General features: G+C 73.2%; 17 protein-coding genes. 11 read left to right on the forward strand and 6 right to left on the reverse strand.

From position 1 onward, the window contains the following. Positions 1–246 precede the first annotated feature (246 nt). From lanKC to HHX35_RS30155, 5 genes are all read left to right on the forward strand, one after another. Entirely contained in the window at positions 247–2874 is a 2628-nt protein-coding gene (gene lanKC, locus HHX35_RS30135) for a class III lanthionine synthetase LanKC (protein ID WP_310739399.1), read from the forward strand. Between the two features lie 7 nt (positions 2875–2881). Then, positions 2882–3010 (forward strand): SapB/AmfS family lanthipeptide, encoded by a 129-nt coding sequence (locus HHX35_RS30140; protein WP_139573084.1) that lies wholly within the window; start codon positions 2882–2884, stop codon positions 3008–3010. Positions 3011–3080: 70 nt separating this feature from the next. Further along, entirely contained in the window at positions 3081–3212 is a 132-nt protein-coding gene (locus HHX35_RS30145) for a SapB/AmfS family lanthipeptide (protein ID WP_139573085.1), read from the forward strand. A gap of 126 nt (positions 3213–3338) precedes the next feature. After that, positions 3339–5078 (forward strand): ABC transporter ATP-binding protein, encoded by a 1740-nt coding sequence (locus tag HHX35_RS30150; protein ID WP_182902048.1) that lies wholly within the window; start codon positions 3339–3341, stop codon positions 5076–5078. Further along, a complete protein-coding gene (locus tag HHX35_RS30155) occupies positions 5075–6883 on the forward strand; it encodes an ABC transporter ATP-binding protein (protein WP_182902049.1) in 1809 nt (602 codons plus the stop codon). The genes HHX35_RS30150 and HHX35_RS30155 overlap by 4 nt, the downstream gene beginning before the upstream one ends. Here the strand turns inward: HHX35_RS30155 and HHX35_RS30160 are convergent. The 4 genes from HHX35_RS30160 to HHX35_RS30175 form a co-directional block, all read right to left on the reverse strand. Continuing rightward, positions 6785–7441 carry a DNA-binding response regulator gene (locus HHX35_RS30160; protein WP_142559420.1) on the reverse strand — a complete coding sequence of 219 codons (657 nt, stop codon included), beginning with the start codon at positions 7439–7441 and terminating at the stop codon, positions 6785–6787. The genes HHX35_RS30155 and HHX35_RS30160 overlap by 99 nt on opposite strands. Before the next feature lie 190 nt (positions 7442–7631). Next, positions 7632–8552, reverse strand: coding sequence for a hypothetical protein (locus tag HHX35_RS30165; protein ID WP_182902050.1), 921 nt, complete (start codon positions 8550–8552; stop codon positions 7632–7634). A gap of 168 nt (positions 8553–8720) precedes the next feature. After that, entirely contained in the window at positions 8721–9617 is an 897-nt protein-coding gene (locus HHX35_RS30170; RefSeq protein WP_182902051.1) for a hypothetical protein, read from the reverse strand. Positions 9618–9723: 106 nt separating this feature from the next. Beyond that, positions 9724–11565: a long-chain fatty acid--CoA ligase gene (locus tag HHX35_RS30175; protein ID WP_182902052.1), complete on the reverse strand. Its 1842-nt coding sequence runs from the start codon at positions 11563–11565 to the stop codon at positions 9724–9726. Between the two features lie 372 nt (positions 11566–11937). Between HHX35_RS30175 and HHX35_RS30180 the strand changes: the two genes are divergently transcribed. Next, positions 11938–13443 carry a peptide MFS transporter gene (locus tag HHX35_RS30180; protein ID WP_182902053.1) on the forward strand — a complete coding sequence of 502 codons (1506 nt, stop codon included), beginning with the start codon at positions 11938–11940 and terminating at the stop codon, positions 13441–13443. Positions 13444–13484: 41 nt separating this feature from the next. Here the strand turns inward: HHX35_RS30180 and HHX35_RS30185 are convergent, their stop codons facing one another. After that, positions 13485–14930 carry a PLP-dependent aminotransferase family protein gene (locus HHX35_RS30185; protein ID WP_182902054.1) on the reverse strand — a complete coding sequence of 482 codons (1446 nt, stop codon included), beginning with the start codon at positions 14928–14930 and terminating at the stop codon, positions 13485–13487. Positions 14931–14994: 64 nt separating this feature from the next. Between HHX35_RS30185 and HHX35_RS30190 the strand changes: the two genes are divergently transcribed. The 3 genes from HHX35_RS30190 to HHX35_RS30200 all read left to right on the forward strand — a co-directional run bounded on the left by HHX35_RS30190 (position 14995) and on the right by HHX35_RS30200 (position 19320). After that, complete coding sequence (locus HHX35_RS30190; RefSeq protein ID WP_182902055.1) at positions 14995–15633, forward strand: YitT family protein; 639 nt, start codon at positions 14995–14997, stop codon at positions 15631–15633. 66 nt (positions 15634–15699) lie between these two features. Further along, complete coding sequence (locus tag HHX35_RS30195; protein WP_182902056.1) at positions 15700–17496, forward strand: glycoside hydrolase family 15 protein; 1797 nt, start codon at positions 15700–15702, stop codon at positions 17494–17496. A 51-nt stretch (positions 17497–17547) separates the two neighbouring features. Beyond that, complete coding sequence (locus tag HHX35_RS30200; protein WP_182902057.1) at positions 17548–19320, forward strand: glycoside hydrolase family 15 protein; 1773 nt, start codon at positions 17548–17550, stop codon at positions 19318–19320. Positions 19321–19416: 96 nt separating this feature from the next. Here the strand turns inward: HHX35_RS30200 and HHX35_RS30205 are convergent, their stop codons facing one another. Next, on the reverse strand, positions 19417–20400 hold the full coding sequence (locus tag HHX35_RS30205; RefSeq protein WP_182902058.1) for a LacI family DNA-binding transcriptional regulator: 984 nt from the start codon (positions 20398–20400) through the stop codon (positions 19417–19419). Between the two features lie 134 nt (positions 20401–20534). Between HHX35_RS30205 and HHX35_RS30210 the strand changes: the two genes are divergently transcribed. Both HHX35_RS30210 and add read left to right on the forward strand, forming a co-directional pair. After that, entirely contained in the window at positions 20535–21488 is a 954-nt protein-coding gene (locus HHX35_RS30210; protein WP_182902059.1) for a nucleoside hydrolase, read from the forward strand. Beyond that, entirely contained in the window at positions 21485–22486 is a 1002-nt protein-coding gene (gene add / locus HHX35_RS30215) for an adenosine deaminase (protein WP_182902060.1), read from the forward strand. The genes HHX35_RS30210 and add overlap by 4 nt, the downstream gene beginning before the upstream one ends. The last annotated feature ends 23 nt before the right edge of the window (positions 22487–22509 follow it).

Below are 22509 nucleotides of genomic sequence, written 5' to 3' on the forward strand. Positions count from 1 at the left end.
CCCGCTCGCCGTCCCGCACAAGGCCCCCGGCCGGCCCCGCACAGCGGCGTGGCGCGTTTGACCAGCCCCTTGACCGAATAGTCCACGCGGCGTCCCGGAGACGACCGTGAAAAGCATCACCGTCGACCCATGACTGCGTCACGGTTCGTTATGTGCAGATTTCACATAGCGCAGTTGACGGGCGTAACTTGGCCCTTCTCTTTATTTCCGGAATTCTTTGATGTGACCGGCCTAAGGGGACATCTGGTGATTAGTAAGTACGAGATTTACTGCCTCGCAGATCCCTTGTTCTACGACACCCTCGACACCAAGCGCGCGGAGCATCCCGACTTCGCCATCGCCGCCCGGCCCACGCCCGACGGGTGGGCGCACGCCGAGAGCGAGACCTGGCTGCACTACGCGCCGGCCGGCGCGGCCCTGCCCACACAGGGCTGGAAGATCCACATCTCCTCCTCCGTGCCGGAGGCGGAGCGGGTGATCGCGGCGGCCTGGGACTACTGCGTGCCCCGCGGGCTGGCGTTCAAGTTCCTGCGCGGCCGGCGCGTGATGACGATGCAGAACTCCAAGTACGCCTTCCGCGGGTCGAGCGGCAAGCTGGTCACCATCTATCCCGTGGACGAGGCTCAGCTGGAGCTGACGCTCAAGGAGCTCGCCGAGATCCTCGACGGCGTCGAGGGCCCGTACATCCTCAGCGACCTGCGTTACGGCGAAGGACCCCTGTTCGTCCGGTACGGCGGGTTCGCCGAGCGCCACTGCCTCGACGACAACGGCGAGCGGGTGCTGGCGATCGAGGACGCCGACGGCAACCTCGTCCCCGATGTGCGCGGTCCGGCGTTCGCCCTGCCCTCCTGGGTGACCCTGCCGGCGTTCCTCGAACCACACCTGGCCGCGCGCAACGCGGTGACGTTCGAAGGCGTGCCCTACGCGGTGGACAGCGTCCTTCACTTCTCCAACGGCGGCGGCGTCTACCTGGGGCGCGACAGGCGCACCGGGGAGAAGGTGGTGCTCAAGGAGGCCCGCCCGCACGCCGGGCTCGACGTCGAGGGACGCGACGCCGTCACCCGCCTGCGGCACGAGGCCGCGATCATGGAGCGCCTGGCCGGGCTCGACGTCGTGCCGGCGCTGCGCGACTACTTCACCGTCGGCGAGCACCACTTCCTGGTCCAGGAGTACGTCGACGGCACCTCGCTCAGCCAGCTCATCGCCCAGAAGCACCCCCTCACGCGGGCCGACCGCACTCCCGAGCTGGACGAGGACTACGCCGAGTGGGCCATCGGGATGCTCGCCAAGGTGCGGGCCGCGGTCTCGGCGCTGCACGAACGCGGCGTGGTGTTCGGCGACCTGCACCCCTTCAACATCCTGGTGGAAGGCGGCGTGGACGGCGACCGCGTGGTCCTGATCGACTTCGAGGTCTCCTCACCCGTCGAGGAGCGCAGACGGCCGACGCTCGCCAATCCCGGCTTCGTGCCGCCGCGCGAGCTGGCCGGCGTCGAGGCCGACGAGTACGCGCTGGCCTGCCTGCACCTGGGTGTGTTCGCCCCGATGACCACCATGCTGCTGCAGCTCCACCGGCCCAAGGCCGCCCAGCTCGGCCGGCTGATCGTCGAGACGTTCCCCGTGCCCCCCGCGCTGATCGAGGGAGCCGTACGGACGATCCTCGGTCAGGACCCGCCCGCGCCGGAGCCGAGCCGGCTCCCTCGGCCGGGCCGGCTCGCCGAGGGGTGGCCCGCCGTCCGGGAGGCCCTGGCGAAGGCCATCCTCGCCTCGGCGACACCGGACCGCGAGGACCGGCTGTTCCCCGGCGACATCGTCCAGTTCGAGCCCGGCGGCGGGGTGAGCCTCGCCAACGGCGCGGCCGGCGTCCTGTACGCGCTGGCGGCGACCGGGGCGGGGCGCTTCCCCGAGCACGAGGAGTGGCTGATCAGGCAGGCCGCCAGACCCGGCATCGGGCCCGGCTTCTACAACGGCCTCCACGGGGTGGCGTACGCGCTGGAGTCCCTCGGCCGCCGCGAGGAGGCGCTCGACGTGGCGCGGCGATGCGCGCGGGAGCTGCCCGAGGGGCTGGACCTGAGCCTCTACCGCGGCCTGTCCGGCATCGCCCTCGCCCTGATGCACCTGCACGACGCGACCGGCGAGCCGGAGTTCCGCGAGCGGGCCGCGCGTGTCGTGGCGGTGGTGGCCGACCGGCTCGGCGGCCCGGACGACGTGCCCGAGATCAGCGGCGGGAAGTACCCGCACGCGGGGCTGATGTACGGCTCGTCGGGACCCGCCCTGATGTTCCTGCACGCCTACGAGCGCACCGGCGACCCCGGGCTGCTCGACCTCGCGGCCATCGCGCTGCGGCAGGACCTGCGCCGGTGTGTCGGCCGCGAGGACGGTCAGCTCCAGGTGCAGCAGGGCTGGCGGACCAACCCCTACCTCGACGAGGGGTCGGCCGGCGTCGGCCTGGTGCTGGACCGCTACCTGACCCACCGGCACGACGAGACCTTCGCCGAGTCGCTGGCCGCCATCCGGCCGGTCGCGACCCTGCACTACTACGTCCAGTCGGGGCTGTTCGCGGGCCGGGCCGGCATGATCGCCTGCCTGTCGTCCGGCTCCCGCCCCGACCCGGAGGCCGCCGCGGCGCAGATCGCCCGGCTGGCCTGGCACGAGCTTCCCTACCAGGGCGGGCTGGCTTTCCCCGGAGCCCAGTTGCTCCGCCTGTCCATGGATCTCTCCACCGGGAGCGCCGGCGTGCTGCTCGCGCTCGGCACCGCGCTGCACGACGAGCCGGTCCACCTCCCGTTCCTTGAGCCCCCCGGACGGTCCCAGGCGCAGGGGCCCCTGCGCACCGCCGCCGGGTCGAACGTCCCGACCAGCCCCGGAAGGAGGTGAACGCACAATGGCGCTTCTCGACCTGCAGACCCTCGAGGCCCCCGGTGGCCACGGCGGTGGCGACGGCGGCAGCAACCTGAGCCTGCTCGGATGCACCCCGCACGAGAACAGCAGCCTCAGCATCGTCTGCGGCTGACGACCCTCCGGTGAACACGAACTTCAGCCGCATCCCCGGCTGATGGAACCCATACAAGGAGCTGATCCAGATGGCGCTTCTCGACCTGCAGACCCTCGAGGTTCCCGGCGGCCACACCGGCGGCGGTGGCGGCGGCAGCAACCTGAGCCTGCTGGGCTGCACCCCGCACGAGAACAGCAGCCTCAGCCTGATCTGCGGCTGATAGCACGCTGAGGGAGTCCTGGGCGGTCGTCGCGGCCGCCCAGGCTTCCGCGTTTCCGGCCCCGGCCGGCCGCGGGAGCCGTCCCCGTCCCCCGTCCTGTCCGGCCTTTCACCTCTGGAGGACCCGGTGAGCTCTCGTCCGGCGGACCTGCTGATCGCGCGGGCCGTACGGCGCGGCGGCCCGTGGCTCGCGGCGCTGGCGGCGACGGCGCTGCTGGGCGCCGCGGCCGACCTGCTGCTCCCGGCGGCGCTCGGCAGCGCCGTCGACGCCGTGGTGCGGACCCAGGCGCGGGCCGGGGCCGAGGCCGGGTCCGGGTTCACCGGCCCGCTCACGACCGCCGCACTGCTGGTCGCGCTGGTCGTCGCGTGCGACGCGCTGGGCGTGCTCGCGGCCGGGGTGAGCGGAGCGCGGGCCGCGCGATGGCTGCGCTCCCGGGTGGTGGCCCACACCCTGTCCGTCGGCGCCGGCGTGACCCGCCACTTCACACCGGGCGAGATCGTCACCCGCGCCGGGGTGAACGTCGAGGAGGCCGGACGGACCCCCGAGGCGGTGGTCACCGCCGCCACGCTGATCGTTCCGGCGGCCGGCAGCGTCGTCGCCCTCGCGCTGATCGACCCATGGCTCGCGGTCACGCTCGTGGCCGGTCTGCTCCTGATCGTGGCCGTGCTGCGCGCGTTCATGCGCAGGACCACGGCGGCCTCAGGCGGCTACCAGCAGGCCCAGGGGGAGATCGCGGCCATGCTGGTGGGCGCGCTCGCCGGGGCCCGCACCATCACCGCGGCCGGAACCGAGGACCGCGAGGCCGCGCGCGTGCTCGCCCCGCTCCCCCGCCTGCGCGCCCACGGCCTGGCGCTGTGGCGCCTGCAGGCGCGGGCCGGCGTCCAGGCCGCCGTCGTCGTCCCGCTTCTGGAGATCGCCGTGCTCGCCGTCGGCGGGCTGCGCCTGTCGGCCGGCGGCCTCACCGTCGGGGAACTGCTCGCCGCCGCACGCTATGTCGTGCTCGGGGCGGGGCTGGGGTCGGCGCTCGGGTACGCGGCCCGCATCGCCCGCGCCCGCTCGGCCGCCCAGCGGCTGGAGCAGCTGTTCGCCGTGCCGCCCCCGGCGTACGGGGACCGGCCGCTGCCGCCGGGCTCGGGCACCCTGGAACTGCGCGACGTGACCGTGCGGGCCGACGGCGTGCGGCTGCTGAGCGGTGTCAGCCTGGTCGTGCCCGGCGGCACGTGCACGGCGGTGGTGGGCCGCTCGGGCGCGGGCAAGTCGTCGCTGGCCGCCGTCGCCGGCCGGCTCGTCGATCCCGAACGCGGGGCGGTCCTGCTGGACGGCGTGCCCCTGCGCGAGATCGGCCGGGAGCCGCTGCGCCGCGCGGTCGGGTACGCGTTCGAGCGGCCCGCGCTGTTCGGCGAGACGCTGGGCGAGGCCGTCGCCTTCGGCCTCGGCGCAGGGGACGACGCCGGTGAGCGGAGCGGAGACGCGGCGCGGGCGGCCGCGACCGCCGCCCGCGCCGACGCCTTCATCCGGCGGCTGCCGCTCGGGTACGCCACCCCGGTCGGCGAGGCGCCGATGTCCGGGGGCGAGATCCAGCGGGTCGGCCTGGCCCGCGCGTTCGCCCAGGCCGGCCGGCTGCTGATCCTGGACGACGCGATGTCGAGCCTGGACACGGTGACCGAGCGGCAGATCGGGCGGGCGCTCACCGGGAGCCTGTCCGACCGCACCCGCCTGGTGGTGGCCCACCGCGTGACGACGGCGGCGCAGGCCGACCAGGTCGTGTGGCTGGAGAACGGGCGGGTCCGCGCGACCGGCACGCACGAGCGGCTGTGGGACGATCCCGGTTACCGTGCGGTCTTCCGGGCCGAGGAGGCCTCATGAGGCGCCGCGCGCCCGCAGGAGGGCGGCCGGGAGCGGCCGCCGGGCAGGTGGTCGTGGGCGCCCTGCGGCGCGAACCCTCCCGGCTGCTGTGGCTGGCCTGCTGGTCGGTGGCGGAGGCCCTGCCCGCGCTGACCGGCGGGTACGCGATCGCGCGGGCCGTGGACGACGGCTTCGCGGCGGGGCGGCCCGGCGCCGGCCTGATGTGGCTGGGTGTGCTCGCCGCCGCGTGGGCGGTGGCCGCGGTGGCCGCCCGGCAGGTGCTGCTGCTCATCGCCGGGATCGTCGAGCCGTTCCGCGACGACCTGCTGGAGCGCGTGGTGACAGGGGCGCTGCGGGCCGGGCGGGGCGGCGACAGCGCGGCGGTCGCCCGGATGAACCACCAGGTCGAGCTGGCCAGGGACGCCTTCGGCGCGATCATCACGGTGGTCAGGACCTTCGTGTTCACGGTGGCCGGCGTGGCGGTGGGGCTCACGACCCTGGCCCCGGAGGTCGTCCCGCTCGTGCTGGCGCCGGTGGCCCTGGGGCTCGGCCTGTTCCTGGTCTCCCTGCCCGCCCTGGCCCGTCGTCAGCGCGAGTTCATCGTCGCCGACGAGCGTACGGCGGCCGCGGTGGCGGCGATGGCGAGCGGCCTGCGGGACGTGACCGCCTGCGGCGGCGAGGCGCGCGTCGCGGCGAGCGTCGGGCGGGAGGTCTCCCGGCAGGCGAGGGCCGCGCGGGCGCTGGCCCGGGTGACGGCGTCACGGACGCTGTCGCTGGCGGTCGGAGCGTGGCTGCCGGTCGTGCTCCTGCTCGCGGGCGCGCCCTGGCTGGTGCGCCAGGGGGTCACCGGCGGGGTGATCCTCGGTTCGCTGACCTACGTGATGCAGTCGCTCTCCCCCGCCCTCGGCGGCCTGGTCCAGGGTCTCGGCGTCAGCGGCGTCCGCCTGGCCGTCACGCTGGAGCGCATCCTGCACGCGCCCGGCCCGCCCGTGCCGCACGGTGACCGGGAGCCCGGCGGGGTCCGCCTGGAGCTGCGCGGGGTGCGCTTCGCCTACGGCACCTCCGGGCAGAAGGCCCCCGAGCCGGTGATCGACGGCCTGGACCTCGACGTGCCCGAGGGCGACCACCTGGCCGTCGTCGGCCCGAGCGGGATCGGCAAGTCCACGCTGGCCGCGCTCGTCGCCGGCCTGCTGGGCCCGGACGAGGGCGAGATCCTCGTCGGCGGCGTCCCGGCCGCGCGGGTCCACCCGGCCGCCCGCGCGCTGATCCCCCAGGAGGCGTACGTCTTCCCCGGCACCCTGGCGGAGAACCTGACGTACCTCGCGCCGGGGACGCCTCCGGAGCGGGTGGACGAGGCGGTGGCGGCGTTCGGGCTGGCGGAGCTCGCGCAGCGCACCGCGGGCGGCCCGCTCGACCCGGCCGAGCTGTCCGCGGGCGAGCGGCAGCTCGTCGCGCTGGCCAGGACCTACCTGTCCCCCGCCCGGCTGGTCGTGCTCGACGAGGCGACCTGCCATCTCGACCCCGCGGCGGAGGCGCGGGCGGAGGCGGCCTTCGCGGCGCGCGGGGGCACGGTGATCGTCGTGGCGCACCGGATCTCCTCGGCCCTGCGGGCCCGGCGGGTGCTGGTCATGGACGGCACCCGCGTCCTGCTCGGCACGCACGAGGAGATGGTGACCTCCTCACCGCTGTACGCCGACCTGGTGGGTCACTGGGAGGGCCCGGGGAGGCTAGCGGCGGGAGCGGTAGCGCAGGATGCCGATGTCGCGGCCGGCCGCGGGCCACAGCCAGCCGCACTCGGAGGCGATCTGGATCGCCTCGACGCGTGAGCGGGCGCCGACCTTGGTGAGGATGCGGGACAGGTAGTTGCGGACCGTGCCCCGCGACAGCGACAGGCGGTCGGCGATCTCGCCGACGGTGGCGCCACCGGCTGCGGTCTCCAGGACGTCGAGCTCGCGGGCGGTCAGCGGGTTGCTGTCGGCGTCGAGCGCGGCCACCGCGAGCTCGGGGTCGATGACCCGCTCCCCCTTCGCCACCCGGCGGATGCAGTCCACGAGGTGGCCCGGCGAGGCGTCCTTCACGACGAAGCCGCGCACGTTGGCGTCCAGCGCCTTGCGCAGCGCCATGGGCGTTCCGAGCCCGGTGAGGACGACGGTCCTGCAGGAGGGTAATCGGCGGTGCAGCTCGGCCGCCGCGGTGAGGCCGTCGACACCGGGCATCCCGATGTCGAGCACCGCGACGTCGGGGCGCCGCAGGCAGCCGAGCCGGACGATGTCCTCACCCTTGTCCGCCTCGGCCACCACCTCGAGGTCGTCCTCACTCGACAACAGAGCGACCAGCGCCTTGCGGATGAGGTGCATGTCCTCGGCGAGCATCAGTCGGATCAAACCCAGACCCCCTACACGCGGTGCGAGCGGATGCTCGCCGTTGGTGACCGCGGTGCTTCACTCACTATGAAGGTTCCGCGCACACGCCGTGACTGCTCTACCCGAACTGTCACCTTTAATCAGGAACCGCGTCAGAGAAAAGCCGGACGCCCGGCCCCTTCACGGGAACCGGGCGTCGCGGTCGGGTCTTCTAGTGGCGCCAGACCTTCACGTAGTCGGTCGCCTCGGAACCCTTGAGCCGGCGGTTGCCGTCGAACCGCACGGCCCAGGTGCCGGACCGCCAGGCCCGGACGCTGGTGGCGAAGTCGCCGTCGCCGTCGGTCTCGATCGTGTCCACGTACTGCCACCTCGGGGAGCCCGAGGGCTGGAAGTAGACCTCCACGTCCTGCGAGCCCAGCCAGTGCCAGTCGTTCCAGTAGTCGCGGCTGTCGAAGCAGTAGCGGTCGCCGCCGCGACGGCCGGAGAAGTTGTCCCAGTCGTCGTAGTACCAGTCACCCCAGCACTGGGCGACCTGCAGCGTGCCCTTGAGGGTCAGCGAGCGGCCCTTGCGGACCGGCTCGGGCGTGGCGTCGAAGCCCGCGATGCGGGTCGCCTTCGGGCCCGACGGGCGCGGCGCGTGCCACTCCCTGCGCTTCACCGTGAAGGAGCGGTCCTCGGTGTACTTCTTGCCGTCGAGCCCGATGGCCTCGACGTGCACGCGGTAGGTGCCCGCCCGGTCGCTCCAGTCGAAGCTCCACGAGCGCGAGGCGCGGTCGAACTTCGGACCGTCGTCGTGGCCGCCCCGTCGCTTGCCGAACCAGTGGTCGCCGCCGTGGTCGCCGTGGCCCCACGGACCCCACAGGTCGATGTCCACGCTCTGGACGTCCTTGGTGGTGACCCGGGCGGTGACCTGGGCCGACCGGCCCCTGCTCACCACGACCACGTCGGGGTCGACGTCGACCGACACGATGCGCGGGTCGGGTGTGTACGGCTTGTGGAAGTTCTCCCCGGCGGTGGGGCTCGGCGTGGGCGACGACGTAGGCGCGACAGTGTCCGCGTACGCGGGCGCAGTCGCGAGCGCCGTGGCGCCCATGGCGACCGCTACCAGGGTGGTAGCAGCTCGTTTCACCATGAGGGTGTTCCTCTCCCCGTTCAGGAAAGCGCCCCCGGTTTGGGACGCACCTACGTCATAGACGTCACAAGGGAGAGAAAAGTTGCCTCACTCGTTCATTAAAGAGATAACAAAACGGTAACTGTCCTTTACGTCTAATTTGTGCCCATTTGAGGCACTGACGGCATTTCACGCTTCTCGTTGCGGGCTGGCATCGGCGGCATACCGGGACGTACCTGCATATTCGGCACGCCACGCGCCCTCGCCGTCCGCACGGACCCGTGCGGTGAACCAGCCGTCCCTGCGGGTGACCGCCTCTCCGACGGTCTTCCAGCGGGACGACCCCGCGGGGCGGAAGCAGATCCTGACCCGCTGCCCGGCGAACGGCCGGTAGTCGACCTTCCCGACCGGGTCCACCCGCAGCAGCGTCCCGGTGACGCGCACGCCGTCTCCGTCGCGCACCACCTTGAGCCCTTCGATCTCGGTCGCCCGGCGCAGGTTGAACCCCACCCGGGCGACGGCCCGCTCGCCCCGCGCGTTCACCGCGGTCGCGGTGACCGTCCACGGACCGCTCGGATACCACCGCGACAGCGGCTTGTCCGGGAGGAACCGCCAGGTCTCCCACTCCCCCGACGAGATCCGGCGGACCGGCCGGCCGGTCCGCGACGCGCCCACCATGCCGGGCATCGCGGCGGACGCCAGCCCGCCCAGGCCCGGCAGGGGCACACCCGCGGGTACGGCGGCGCCCGGGGAGACCACGGGGTCCGGGGAGCCGGGCGGCACCGGCACGGCGTCGCCGGACGGCGGCGAGGGGGTCGCGTCCGGCTCGGGCTCCTTCCCGGGCTCCTCTCCGGGCTCGTCGCCTCCCGAGGGGGCGCGGCCGGGTTCCAGGACGACGGAGACGCGGTCCGCGCCGCGCGCCACCACGTCGACGACCAGCCGCACCGACCCGCTCGGGCCGACCACGGGGTCGGACGGGCGCACCTCGACCGATCGGATGGCCAGGTCACCGGAGGCGGGGGCCGGCGCGGCCGCCGCCGTCGTCGCGGCCGCGAGGACCAGCGTCGCGAGCAGAGGTCTCATCATGCCCCGTGACCGTACGCACGCTCGCGGGCCGCCCCGCCCCCGACACACTCCCGGCCCGGTAAAAGTTCGGCTCGTGAAAATTCGGCCGGGAGAACCCGCCTCGTGATCAGCCGGTCGTGTACAGCTCCTCGATCACCTCGGCGTACCTGGCGTGGACGACCCGGCGCTTGAGCTTCAGGCTGGGGGTGAGCTCGGCGGTCTCGGCCGTCCACTCGACGGGCAGCAGCCGCCACCGTTTGACCTGCTGCACCCGGGCGAGCTTGCGGTTGGCGGACTCGACCGCCGCCTCGACCTCCTTCAGCACGTCCGGATGCGCGGCCAGGTCGGCCAGGGAACCGAAGGCGATGCCGCGCGCCCGCGCCCACTCGGGCGCCACCTCGGCGTCCAGAGTGAGGATCGCCACCGGGTAGGGCCGGCGGTCGCCGTACGCGAGAGCCTGCCCGATGAGCGGATGCTCCTTCAGGTGACCCTCGATGGCGGCCGGGGAGACGTTCTCCCCGCCGGAGGTGATGAACAGCTCCTTCTTGCGGTCGACGATGCGGACGAAGCCGTCCTCGTCGATCGACCCCACGTCGCCGGTGTGCAGCCAGCCGTCGTCGTCGAGGAGCTCGGCGGTCGCCTCGGGCAGGCCGAGGTAGCCGCGGGTGTTGAGCGGGCTGCGGGTGAGGATCTCGCCGTCCTCGGCGATCCGCACCTCCACGCCCGGCTCGGCCCGGCCCACCGTGCCCAGCTTGAAGACGTCCGGCGAGTTGACGGTGAAGGCGCCGGTCGTCTCGGTCATGCCGTACACGTCGATGACCTTCAGGCCGAGGCCGGCGAAGAACCGCTGCACCTCTATAGGCATCGGCGCGGCGGCTGTCGCGCACCAGCGGGCCTGGTCGAGCCCGATCAGGCCGCGGACGACCGACAGCAGCGCGGCGTCGGCCCGCTCGTACGCCTCGCGCACCTCGGGCGTGACCGTGTGGCCGTGCTGCAGCCCCTCGACGTACGCGAGCCCGGCGGCCATCGCGGCGCGCACGCTCTCCTGCTGCTCGGGCGGCTGGGTGGCCAGCAGCGCCTGCAGCCGGGCCGTCATCTTCTCCCAGACGCGGGGGACGCCGAAGAACAGCACGGGACGCACCTGGCCGAGCGTGGCACCGAGGTTCGCCATGTCCGTGCAGAAGTAGACGTGATTGACCTTGACCAGCGGCAGGTACAGGCTGAGCACCCGCTCGGCGATGTGGGCGTAGGTGAGGTAGGAGATCTGCGTGCCGTGCGTGGGCAGGCGGATCATCCGCTGGGTCGTGACGATCTCGAACAGCACGTTCGCGTGCGTCAGCGGGACGCCCTTGGGGTTGCCCGTCGTGCCCGAGGTGTAGAGGACGGCCAGTGTGTCCTGCGGGGTCACCGCGCGCCAGCGCGCGTCCACAACGGCGGGGTCGGCGGCCAGCGCGTCGGCGCCGAGCTTCAGGAACGCCTCCCAGCTCAGGAAGCGCTCGTCGCCTTCGGGGGCGCCCTCCAGCATGACGATCCTCGTGAGCGCGGGCAGCTCGCCGAGGACCGGCTCCCAGCGGGCCAGGTCGGCCGGGCCGCCGAGCACCGCGATCCGCGCCCCGACGTCGCGGGCGACGTACGCGACCTGCTCGGGGGCGAAGGTCGCGTAGATCGAGCAGGGGACGGCGCCCGCGTGGACGGCCCCGAGGTCGGCCAGCACGTGCTCGCTGCGGTTCACCAGCATCAGCGCGACGGCGTCGCCCGGACGCAGGCCGAGCGCGGCGTAGCCCGCGGCGATCTGCAGCACCCTCCTCCGCGCCTCGGCGTAGGTCAGGGTCGTCCAGCCGTCACCGGCCGGGTCGGAGTAGGCCGGCGAGTCCGGATGCTCCTGCGCGGCCCACCTGAGCTGCTCGCACACCGTCCTGCCCGCGATCTCCCGCTCGATCGCGGCCCGTTCCTCAAGTACGCCGGTCATCGCGCCTCCCAACGGGCATTTCGCACGCGTGGCATGCATCGCACCACACGAGATCGCCACGGACAAGACCCCGGCGGTGAGCGGACGCGGGCGAGCGGGCGAGAACCCCGCCGCCCGAGCGGTTCCAGGGCGGCGAGTGCGGTCCCCGGTCTGTCCCCGGGCCGAATCGGCGCCGGTACTCCGCAGGAGTGAGCCCGGTCTCGCGGCGCATCAGCAGCACGCAGATCGGCAGCGGTGCCCAGCCCACTGTGCCACGCGACCGCTTCCGGTCGCGACTCGCCCCGCTCGATCTTCGCGCCGCCAGCAGATTCGGACAAAAGGGATATAAAGCCAGGTAAGGTACACGGGATGATGCGTGATCGGGGGGATCGCATGGCATCCGGAAGATCGGGTCCGCCGATGGGCGAGCGGACGTTCTTCGGCCATCCACGGGGACTGGCCACGCTGTTCGGCACGGAGATGTGGGAGCGCTTCAGCTACTACGGCATGCGCGCCGTCCTCGTGCTGTTCCTGACCGCGCCCGCCACGCGCGGCGGCATGGGCCTGCCCGAGACGACCGCGGTCGGCATCTACGGCGTCTACATCGCCTCGGTCTACCTGCTCGCCCTCGTGGGCGGCTGGCTCGCCGACCGGCTGCTCGGGGCGCGCAGGACCGTGCTGTGCGGCGCCCTGGTCATCATGGGCGGCCATGTCAGCATGGCGATGCCCATGGGCGACGGGTTCGTCTGGCTCGGCCTCGTGCTGATCGCGCTGGGCAGCGGGCTGCTCAAGCCGAACATGTCGGCGCTGGTGGGCGAGCTGTACCGGCACGAGGACGACGCCCGGCGCGACTCCGGCTACACGATCTTCTACATGGGCATCAACCTGGGCGCCTTCCTCGGCATCATGATCGTCCCCTGGCTTCAGACGGGCGGCCGCTGGCACCTCGCCTTCGGCGCGGCGGCGCTCGGCATGGCCATCGGCCTGGCGCAGTACGTCCGGGGCCGGGCCACCCTGTGCGGCGCCGGCGAGGAGCCGGACCACCGCCTGACGCCCGACGAGGAGAGGCGCTTCAAGGTCGTCGCGGGCGTCTCGCTCGCCGTCGGCGCGGGCGCGCTGGCCCTGTGGGCGCTCAGCGGCACGCTCACCGTGGACCGCTTCGCCCTCGTGCTCACGGTCGTGACGGCGGCCGTGCCGGTCGCGTACTTCGCCTTCCTGTTCTCCTCGCGCGAGGTCACCGAGGAGGAGCGGACCGGGCTGTTCGCGTACGTCTGGCTGTTCCTGGCCGCCGCGATCTTCTGGCTCGTCTACGACCAGGCCGGCAGCGCCCTGCTGCTGTTCGCGAAGAACGACACCGACCTGAACGTGCTCGGCTTCATGATCCCCCCGGGCTGGGTGGGGAACGTCAACTCGCTCGCGATCATCATCGTCGCCCCCCTCTTCGCGGAGATGTTCCTCAAGGCGGGCACCCGGATCAGCACGCCGCTCAAGTTCGCGGTCGGCCTGGTGATCGTCGGGCTGAGCTTCGTCGTCATGTCGGTCGCGGCCGGCTTCGCCTCCGGCGGAGTGAAGGTCTCGATCATGTGGCTGCTGTCGGTCTACCTCATCCAGACCGTCGGCGAGCTGTTCCTCAGCCCGGCCGGGCTGTCGGTCACCAACAAGCTCGCCCCCCGGGCGTTCGAGAACCAGCTCATGGGCCTGTGGTTCCTCTCCATGGCCCTCGGCGACTCCGTCGGCGGCCAGGCCTACCGGCTGACCAAGGTCGTGCCGATGCCCGTGTACTACCTCGCCCTCGCGCTCGCCGCGATCGCGGCGGGGCTCGTCATGCTGATGTTCGTCCGCAGGCTCCGCACGCTGATGGCCGAGCACCACATGCCGCCCGTGCCCACGCCCAGCTGAACAGGGACAGGGCTGAACAGAGACAGGGCCGAACCCAGCGCTCACAGGGTCGGCGTGAGCGGCTCGCACGGGCGATAACCGGCGGGGTCGCGGGCGATGCGGCGCACCGCCTCCTCCATCACGGCCGGCGGCTGGGTGAACGGCAGCCGCAGGTAGCGCTCCAGCGTGCCGTCCACGCCGAACCACGGGCCCGGAGCCAGCCGTACGCCACGGGCGGCGGCGGCCTCGGCGACCGAGCTCGCCACCGGCCCGTCGAGCCGCACCCACAGCGAGCCGCCGCCGCGCGGCACCGTGAACGCCCAGCCGGGCAGCTCCTCGCGCAGGACCGCGGCGAGCGCCGCGCAGGACGCGCCGAGCGCACGGCGGCGCTCGGCGCGCGTCTCCTCGATCCGCTCGAACAGGCGCGCGACCACGAGCTGCTCGAAGACCGCGCCCGCGATGTCCACGGCGGCCCGCAGCGCGGCCAGGCGGCGGACGGTCGCAGCGCTCGCCCGGATCCAGCCGACCCGCAGGCCGCCCCACCACAGCTTCGAGGCCGAGCCCACGCTGATCACCCGGCCATCGGTGTCGAACGCGGCCAGCGGCGCCGCACGCGCCGTCTCGTCCAGCACGATCTCCGCCCAGCTCTCGTCGGCGATCAGCGTGACGCCGTACCGGCGGGCCGCCTCCACCAGCTCGGCGCGGGCGGCGTCGGCCATCAGGTGGCCGGTCGGGTTGTGGAAGTCGGGGATGACGTAGGCCAGACGGGCCGCCGACTGCCGCATCGCACAGCTCACCAGGTCGAGGTGCCAGCCGTCCTCCTGCACGCCGACCGGCACCAGATGGGCTTCCCGCATCCGGGCCGCGTCGATCGCGTGCGGGTAGGTCGGCGACTCGACCAGCACCGGGTCGCCCCGCCCGGCGAACGCCGACATCAGCAGGTGGACGGCCTGCTGGGCTCCGGCCGTGACGAGGATCTGCTCGGGACGCGTGGGCAGCCCCCGCTCGCCGTACCTGCGGGCGATCGCCTCGCGCAGCGGCGCGAGCCCGGCCGGGTGGTAGCCCATGCCCAGCGCGTACCTGTGGTAGGCCCGGCCCACCTCCTCGATGGCCTCGCCGAGCAGGGCGCTCGCCGGAGGCGCGGCCGCGTGCAGCGGCAGCAGCCCGTCGTCGTCGGACGCCAGCCACGGGTTGTCGGTCCCGAGCGCGCCCGGGTCGGGCAGGGCCACGCGGCTGCCGGATCCCTGCCTGCTCTCCAGGTAGCCCTGCTCGCGCAGCCGGTCGTACGCGGCGGTCACGGTGGTGCGGCTCACACCGAGGGCCTCGGCCAGGTGCCGCTCGGCCGGCAGGCGTACCCCGACTGCGAGCCTCCCGTCCAGGACGAGGCCGCGTACGGCCTCCGCGAGCGCCCGGTAGTAGGGCCGGACGTCCGGCGTGTCTCCCGTGCCTTTTCCCGTGCCGCTCCGGACGAGCCTGGCGAGCTGGTGAGCGCTGAGGTGCCGGTCCATAAAGGCCAATTTCTCTGATTGGCCCTTTTCCCGCAACCCCGCCTGCCTGCACGATGGGCCGACTATGACCGAACTCTCCCTCCCCCGCCCCCGTTCGCTCCCGCTGCGGCTCATCCGCCTCTACACCGGCCTGGCGCTGTACGGCGCCGGGATCGCCCTGCTCGTCAGGTCCGGGCTGGGCCTCGACCCGTGGGAGGTCTTCCACCAGGGGATGTCGGTGCGCACCGGGTGGTCGATCGGCCTGTGCATCAACCTGGTGGGCGCGCTGGTGCTGCTGCTGTGGATCCCCCTGCGGCAACGGCCCGGCCTCGGCACGATCAGCAACGTCCTGGTGGTCGGCACCAGCGCCGACGGGGTGATGGCGCTGGTCCCCGCGCCCGCGGCCTGGCCGGTCCAGTGGGCCTTCCTCCTGGGCGGCATCGTCGCCATCGCCGCCGCCTCGGGGCTCTACATCCACGCGGGCTTCGGTCCGGGGCCGCGCGACGGCCTGATGACGGGCCTCAACCGGCTCGGGCTGTCCATCCGGCTCGCCCGCACGGTCGTCGAGATCACCGTGCTCGCCGTGGGCTGGCTGCTCGGCGGCACGGTCGGGATCGGCACGGTGGTGTTCGCCCTGACGATCGGCCCGGTGACGCAGGTCTTCATGAAGCTGTGGGCTCCCACGGGGGACACCGCCCGGCCACCGGGCACGAAACCGGCATGATGAGGCGAGCGCAATGCGGTCCTGCGTCCGGCGGGACACCCCGTCCGGCGCGGGTAGGTGAGCAGCATGCGGATCGAGGACTACGCCCTGATCGGGGACACGCAGTCGGCCGCCCTCGTCGGCCGGGACGGCTCGATCGACTGGCTGTGCCTGCCGCGGTTCGACTCCCCCTCCTGCTTCGCCCGGTTGCTCGGCGACGAGTCCAACGGCTTCTGGCGGCTGGCCGCCGTAGGACGCGACAGGGCCGCCCGGCGGGCGTACGTCGAGGACTCGCTGGTGCTCGCGACCGACTGGGAGACCTCCACCGGGACGGCCAGGGTGGTCGACTTCATGCCGGTTCGCTCCGGCAACCCGGACCTGGTCCGGGTGGTGGAGGGCCTGTCCGGGGTCGTCGAGATGACGACGGAGATCCGCATCCGCTTCGACTACGGCCGGATCGTGCCGTGGGCACGCCGGGCGGGCGGCCATCTGCACGCCGTCGGCGGCCCCGACTCGGTCTGGATCCACTCGCCCGTCCCGCTGCGCGGCGGCGACTACCGGCACGAGGCGACGTTCACGGTCGCCGCCGGGCAGCGGCTGCCGTTCGTGTTCACCTGGCACCCCTCCCACCAGCCGCAGCCCCAGGCCATCGACCCCCTCGCCGAGCTCGGCCTGACCGTGCAGGTGTGGCGGGACTGGGCCGCCCGTTGCGGCTACCGGGGCCCCTGGCGGGACGCGGTCGTCCGCTCGCTGATCACGCTCAAGGCATTGACCTACAGCCCCACCGGCGGGATAGTCGCGGCGCCGACCACGTCGCTGCCCGAGCACCTGGGCGGGGTGCGCAACTGGGACTACCGCTACTGCTGGCTGCGCGACGCCGCGATGACGCTCGACGCGCTCCTGCGGGCGGGGTACGTCGAGGAGGCGGACGCCTGGCGCGTGTGGCTGCTGCGCGCCATCGCGGGCCGCCCCCAGGATCACCAGATCATGTACGGCGTGGCCGGCGAACGCCGCCTGCCGGAGACGACGCTCGACTGGCTGTCCGGGTACGAGGGCTCACGCCCCGTCCGCATCGGCAACGGCGCCGCCGGCCAGTTCCAGCTCGACGTCTACGGTCAGGTGGTCAACGCCCTCTACAAGGCACGCAAGAAGGGCATGCCGCCCGACGACTACACCTGGTCGCTGGTGATGAAGGGGGCCGAGTTCCTCGAACACAACTGGGACCAGCCCGACGAGGGACTGTGGGAGGTGCGCGGCCCCCGCCGCCACTTCGTCCACTCCAAGATCATGTCGTGGCTCGCCATGGACCGCATAACGCGGGGGGCCGCGGAGCTGGGCCGCACCGGGCCGTTCGGCCGGTGGAGCGCCCTGCGCGACCGCATCCACGCCGAGGTCTGCGACAAGGGCTACGACCCCGAACGCAACACCTTCACCCAGTCCTACGGCTCCCGCGAACTGGACGCCGCCCTCCTGCAGATCCCCATCGTCGGCTTCCTCCCGCCCGACGACCCCCGCGTCACCGGCACCATCGACGCCATCGAACGCGAACTCATGACCGACGGCTTCGTCCTGCGCTACCCCGTGGCGGAAGACAACCCCGTCGACGGCCTCCCCGGCGGCGAAGGCGCCTTCCTCGCCTGCAGCTTCTGGCTCGCCGAAGCCCGAGCGATGACCGGCCGCCACGACGACGCCGTCGAACTGTTCGAACGCCTCATCGCCCTGTCCAACGACGTCGGCCTCCTCGCCGAGGAATACGACCCCAAAACAGGCCGCCAACTCGGCAACTTCCCCCAGGCCTTCAGCCACATCCACCTGATCCACACCGCCCAGGCGCTGAGCCGGGAGGTACGCGGCGCCGGCACGGCGAAGGTGGCGAGCATCTGACAGCCACACTCGCGGGTGAGAGGACGGCCTGCGCCCGGTAGCGTGACGGGCATGCGGATCGAGGACTACGCCCTGGTGGGCGACATGCAGTCGGCCGCCCTCGTCGGCCGGGACGGCTCGATCGACTGGCTGTGCCTGCCCCGGTTCGACTCCCCCTCCTGCTTCACCCGGCTGCTCGGTGACGAGTCCAACGGCTTCTGGCGGCTGGCCCCCACGGGACACGAGCAGGCCACGCGCCGGGCGTACGTCGAGGACACGCTCATCCTCGAGACCGTCTGGGAGACGCCCACGGGCGCGGTCAAGGTCATCGACTTCATGCCGCCCCGGCACGCCAACCCCGATCTCGTACGGATCGTCGAGGGCCTGTCCGGCACCGTGGAGATGACGACGGAGATCCGGATCCGCTTCGACTACGGCCGCATCGTCCCCTGGGTGCGCCGAAGGAACGGGCACCTGCACGCCATCGGCGGCCCCGACTCGGTCTGGATCCACTCCGCCGTCCCGCTGCGGGGCGGCGACTACCGGCACGAGGCGACGTTCACGGTCGCCGCCGGGCAGCGGGTGCCGTTCGTGTTCACCTGGCACCCGTCCCACCAGCCGGAGCCGGAGCGGATCGACCCGCTGGAGCAGCTGGCCGAGACCCGGCTCCTGTGGGAGGAGTGGGTCTCGCGATGCGGTCACCGGGGTCCCTGGCGCGAGGCCGTGGTCCGCTCGCTGATCACGCTCAAGGCGCTGACCTACAGCCCGACCGGCGGCATCGTGGCCGCGCCGACCACGTCGCTGCCCGAGCACCTGGGCGGGGTGCGCAACTGGGACTACCGCTACTGCTGGCTGCGCGACGCCTCCATGACGCTCGACGCGCTGACCGGCGCCGGATACGTCGAGGAGGCCGCCGCCTGGCGTTCCTGGCTGCTGCGCGCCATCGCCGGCCGCCCCGAGGACGTCCAGGTCCTGTACGGCGTGGCCGGCGAACGCCGCCTGCCGGAGATGACGCTCGACTGGTTGTCGGGCTACGAGAACTCGGTGCCCGTGCGGATCGGCAACGGCGCGGCGACCCAGCTCCAGCTCGACATCTACGGGGAGTTCGTCGACGCCCTCTACCAGGCGCGCAAGCAGGGCATGGCGCCGGACGACCACGCCTGGGCCCTGGTCACGAAGGTCATGGAGTTCTTCGAGCACAACTGGGACCAGCCCGACGAGGGACTGTGGGAGGTGCGCGGCCCCCGCCGCCACTTCGTCCACTCCAAGGTCATGGCCTGGGTCGCGGCCGACCGCATGGTCCGCGTCATCGAGGAGCTGGGCCGGCGCGGCGACGTGGAGCGCTGGCGTGCCCTGCGCGACCGCATCCACGCAGAGGTCTGCGACAAGGGCTACGACCCCGAACGCAACACCTTCACCCAGTCCTACGGCTCCCGCGAACTGGACGCCGCCCTCCTGCAGATCCCCATCGTCGGCTTCCTGCCCCCCGACGACCCCCGCGTCACCGGCACCATCGACGCCATCGAACGCGAACTCATGACCGACGGCTTCGTCCTGCGCTACCCCGTGGCGGAAGACAACCCCGTCGACGGCCTCCCCGGCGGCGAAGGCGCCTTCCTCGCCTGCAGCTTCTGGCTCGCCGAAGCCCGAGCGATGACCGGCCGCCACGACGACGCCGTCGAACTGTTCGAACGCCTCGTCGCCCTGTCCAACGACGTCGGCCTCCTCGCCGAGGAATACGACCCCAGAACAGGCCGCCAACTCGGCAACTTCCCCCAGGCGTTCACCCACATCCACCTCATCCGCACGGCCCAGGCGCTGGCCCGCCACGCCGAGCGGCGGTAGCCGGGGCTCCTGGCGCACTCGCGGAACCCGAGCGACCGGTACAGCCGGGCGGGCACCGGATGGGCGTCGTCGCCGCGCGCCCTTTCGGCGCGGCGGTCATGCGTCGCAGCCGCAACTGCGCCGCGCGACCAGGTGGGCCGCGGGAAGCGACGCGGACGCGGGCGCGCGGTCGAGGAGGAGTGCGACCGCCTGCTCGGCCATGGCGTCCAGCGGCTGCTCCATGACGCTGAGCGCGGGGGCCGTGTAGGCGCTGTCCGGAGTCCCGTCGCAGCTCATCAGGGCGAGGCGGCCGGGGATGGGCAGACCGGCGGCCGACGCGGCCGCGAGGACTCCGATGGCCTGTTCGTCGGTCGCCGCGATGAGGGCGCGCGGCATCGTCCCCCCGGCGATCAGCTCCGCCGTCAGCCGGGCCGCCGCCTCCCGCGAGTAGTCGCAGCGCAGCGGCAGGGGTTCGGGACCAGAGGAGGAGACGGCGCGCTGCCAGGCGTCCCGCCGCTCGGCGACCGGGCCGGCGTCGTGCGGACCGGACAGGAAGGCGATGCGCCGGTGCCCGTGCCCCCGCAGGTGCTCGACGGCCGCGCGGACCGCGGCGTCGTTGTCGGCGGACACGAGCGGGGCCTGACCCGGAACCGGCCGGTGGTGGACATAGGCGGAGGGCACGCCCGCCGCCACCGCCTGGGCCGCGACGTCGGCGCCGCCGTCGGCGGAGACGACGATCAGACCGTCGACCTGCGCCGCGAGGAAACGCTCGACCAGGTGCTGCTGCCTGCCCGGGAGGTAGCCCGCGTTGCCCGTCATCATCAGCGTGTCCCGCCTCTCCAGCGCACGCTCGACGCTTCGCGCCAGCGCGGCGAAGTAGGGGTTGGACGCGTCGGCCAGGACCAGGCCGACGACCCCGGTGGTGCCGGCCCGCAGCGCCCGCGCGATCCGGTTGGGGCGGTAGCCCAGCTCGGCGGCCGCGGCGAGAACCCGCTCCCTGGTCGCGGGGGCCACCGGGCGCGGGCCGTTGTTCATCACGTAGCTGACCACCGCCGTGGACGTGCCGGACCGGCGGGCCACGTCCGCGAGCGTGACGGCCATGAGGGGCTCCTTTCCTCGTACGGCTTGCATCCTCTCATCTAAACGATTAGAACTGCCACGTGAGCCGTCCGCGGACGGCCAGACCCACCTCGCCCGCATCCGCCGTCCCGCCCCCACACGAGGAAAGCCCCCACATGCCCCCGACACCTCTCCTGGTCGACACCGACACCGGATCCGACGACGCCGTGGCCCTGCTGCTGGCCGCCGCCAGCGGCCTGGGCGACGTGCGCGCCGTCACCACCGTGGCCGGCAACGTCCCGCTGCCGACGGCCACCCGCAACGCGCTGATCTCCCTGGAGATCGCGGGAGCGGCCGACGTCCCCGTCCACGAAGGGTGCGACCGCCCCCTGTTGAGACCCTTGTCCACCGCGCAGCACGTGCACGGGCAGGACGGCATGGGCGACATCGGCCTGCCCGGCCCGCGGCGCGGTCCCCAACCGGGGCACGCGGCCGACGTCCTGCTGTCCTACACCCGGCGGTTCCCCGGTGAGCTGACCCTGGTCACCCTGGGCCCGCTGACCAACCTGGCCGCCGCCCTCCTGCGGGAGCCCGGCCTGCTCGGCCGCTTCCGGCACGTGTACTGCATGGCGGGCGCGGCGGACGCCCACGGCAACATCACCGCCACCGCGGAGTTCAACGTGTGGGCGGATCCCGAGGCGGCCGGAGTCGTGCTGCGGGCGGCGCGCCCGGACACGGTCACCTGGGTCGGCTGGGACGTCTCCCGCAAGTACGCCGTCATGACGCCGGAGGACCAGCGGCGTCTCGAACGGCTTGGCACTCCTATCGCCGCCTTCGCCCATCGGATCAACCGGACGGTCGCCGAATGGGCGCGCGAGGTCACCGGCCTGGCCGGGTACGACCTGCCCGACCCGATCGCCATGGCCGTGGCGCTGCGGCCCGATCTGGTCCTCGAAGAGGAGCGGGCGCATGTGACGATCGCCCTCGGCGACGAGGCCCGGGGGCAGATGATCGTCGATCGCCGCCGTGCGGCCCGTGAGCCCAATCTGACCATGGTGCGCCGCGTCGACGAGGCCGGCTTCAAGGACCTGCTGTTCGCCACGTGCGCCGGAACGGGCCGGGCCGCATGACGCCCGCATCGCCGCGGCAGGGAGGGCGCTTCGAACTGCACTGCCATCTCGACGGTTCGGTCCGCCCCGCCACGGTCGCCGATCTCGCCAGGGTTCAGGGGATCACGCTGACGCGGCCCGCGCACACGCTCGTGACCGCGCCCGCCCGGTGCGGCAGCCTGACCCGGTTCCTCACCTTCATCGACCTCCCGTTGCGCGTCCTGCAGACGCCGGACGCGCTGCGACGCGCGGCGCGCGAACTCGTCGAGGACTGGCACGCGGACGGCGTGGTGTACGGGGAGGCGCGTTTCGCCCCGCAACTGCACGACCGGCGGGGCCTGACCCTGGACGAGGCGGTCGAAGCGGTCGCCGGCGGTCTCGCCGCCGGCGCGGCGGCCACGGGCGTACGCACCGGGCTGGTGCTGTGCTGCCTGCGGCATCAGACGCCGGACGAGAGCGTCGCCGTCGCGGAGACCGCGGTGCGGCACCGCGACGTGGTGGCGGGGCTCGACCTGGCGGGCGACGAGCGCCTGTTCCCCGGCGCGCCGCACCTGCCCGCATTCGCCGTCGCGCAGGCGGCGGGACTGCCCTGCACCGTGCACGCGGGTGAGGCCGCGGGCCCGGAGAGCGTCTGGGAGGCGATCGACGTCCTCGGCGCGCGCCGCATCGGCCACGGCGTGCGGTCCGCCTCCGACCGGGCCCTGCTCGACCGGCTCGGACGCGAGCGGATCGCCCTGGAGATGTGCCCCACCAGCAACGTCCAGACGGCCGCGGTTCCCCGGCTGGCCGATCACCCGGCCCACGCGCTCCTGGCGGCGGGCCTGAACGTCACCATCAGCACCGACACGCGGACCACCTCGGGGACGACGCTGCGCCGGGAGTTCGACGCGCTGCGGGAGACGTTCGGCTGGACGGCCGACGAGGAGGCGGCCTGTCAGGCGCACGCGGCCGCCGCCGCCTTCGCCTGGCCCGCGGCCCGGCCGGACTTCCCGCAGGGCACGAGCCGGGGGACGGCCTGACCGCGGCCTCCCTCGGCGCCGCC

It is taken from the genome of Microbispora sp. H10830, from assembly GCF_014161375.1.
Lineage (GTDB): Bacteria > Actinomycetota > Actinomycetes > Streptosporangiales > Streptosporangiaceae > Microbispora > Microbispora catharanthi.

Bases quoted from the DNA above. Each gene is read 5' to 3' on its own strand.
- HHX35_RS30140 (WP_139573084.1), top strand. From the start codon at position 2,882: ATGGCGCTTCTCGACCTGCAGACCCTCGAGGCCCCCGGTGGCCACGGC.
- HHX35_RS30145 (WP_139573085.1), top strand. From the start codon at position 3,081: ATGGCGCTTCTCGACCTGCAGACCCTCGAGGTTCCCGGCGGCCACACC.
- HHX35_RS30155 (WP_182902049.1), top strand. From the start codon at position 5,075: ATGAGGCGCCGCGCGCCCGCAGGAGGGCGGCCGGGAGCGGCCGCCGGG.
- HHX35_RS30165 (WP_182902050.1), bottom strand. From the start codon at position 8,552: ATGGTGAAACGAGCTGCTACCACCCTGGTAGCGGTCGCCATGGGCGCC.
- HHX35_RS30170 (WP_182902051.1), bottom strand. From the start codon at position 9,617: ATGATGAGACCTCTGCTCGCGACGCTGGTCCTCGCGGCCGCGACGACG.
- HHX35_RS30175 (WP_182902052.1), bottom strand. From the start codon at position 11,565: ATGACCGGCGTACTTGAGGAACGGGCCGCGATCGAGCGGGAGATCGCG.
- HHX35_RS30180 (WP_182902053.1), top strand. From the start codon at position 11,938: ATGGCATCCGGAAGATCGGGTCCGCCGATGGGCGAGCGGACGTTCTTC.
- HHX35_RS30185 (WP_182902054.1), bottom strand. From the start codon at position 14,930: ATGGACCGGCACCTCAGCGCTCACCAGCTCGCCAGGCTCGTCCGGAGC.
- HHX35_RS30190 (WP_182902055.1), top strand. From the start codon at position 14,995: ATGACCGAACTCTCCCTCCCCCGCCCCCGTTCGCTCCCGCTGCGGCTC.
- HHX35_RS30195 (WP_182902056.1), top strand. From the start codon at position 15,700: ATGCGGATCGAGGACTACGCCCTGATCGGGGACACGCAGTCGGCCGCC.
- HHX35_RS30200 (WP_182902057.1), top strand. From the start codon at position 17,548: ATGCGGATCGAGGACTACGCCCTGGTGGGCGACATGCAGTCGGCCGCC.
- HHX35_RS30205 (WP_182902058.1), bottom strand. From the start codon at position 20,400: ATGGCCGTCACGCTCGCGGACGTGGCCCGCCGGTCCGGCACGTCCACG.
- HHX35_RS30210 (WP_182902059.1), top strand. From the start codon at position 20,535: ATGCCCCCGACACCTCTCCTGGTCGACACCGACACCGGATCCGACGAC.
- add (WP_182902060.1), top strand. From the start codon at position 21,485: ATGACGCCCGCATCGCCGCGGCAGGGAGGGCGCTTCGAACTGCACTGC.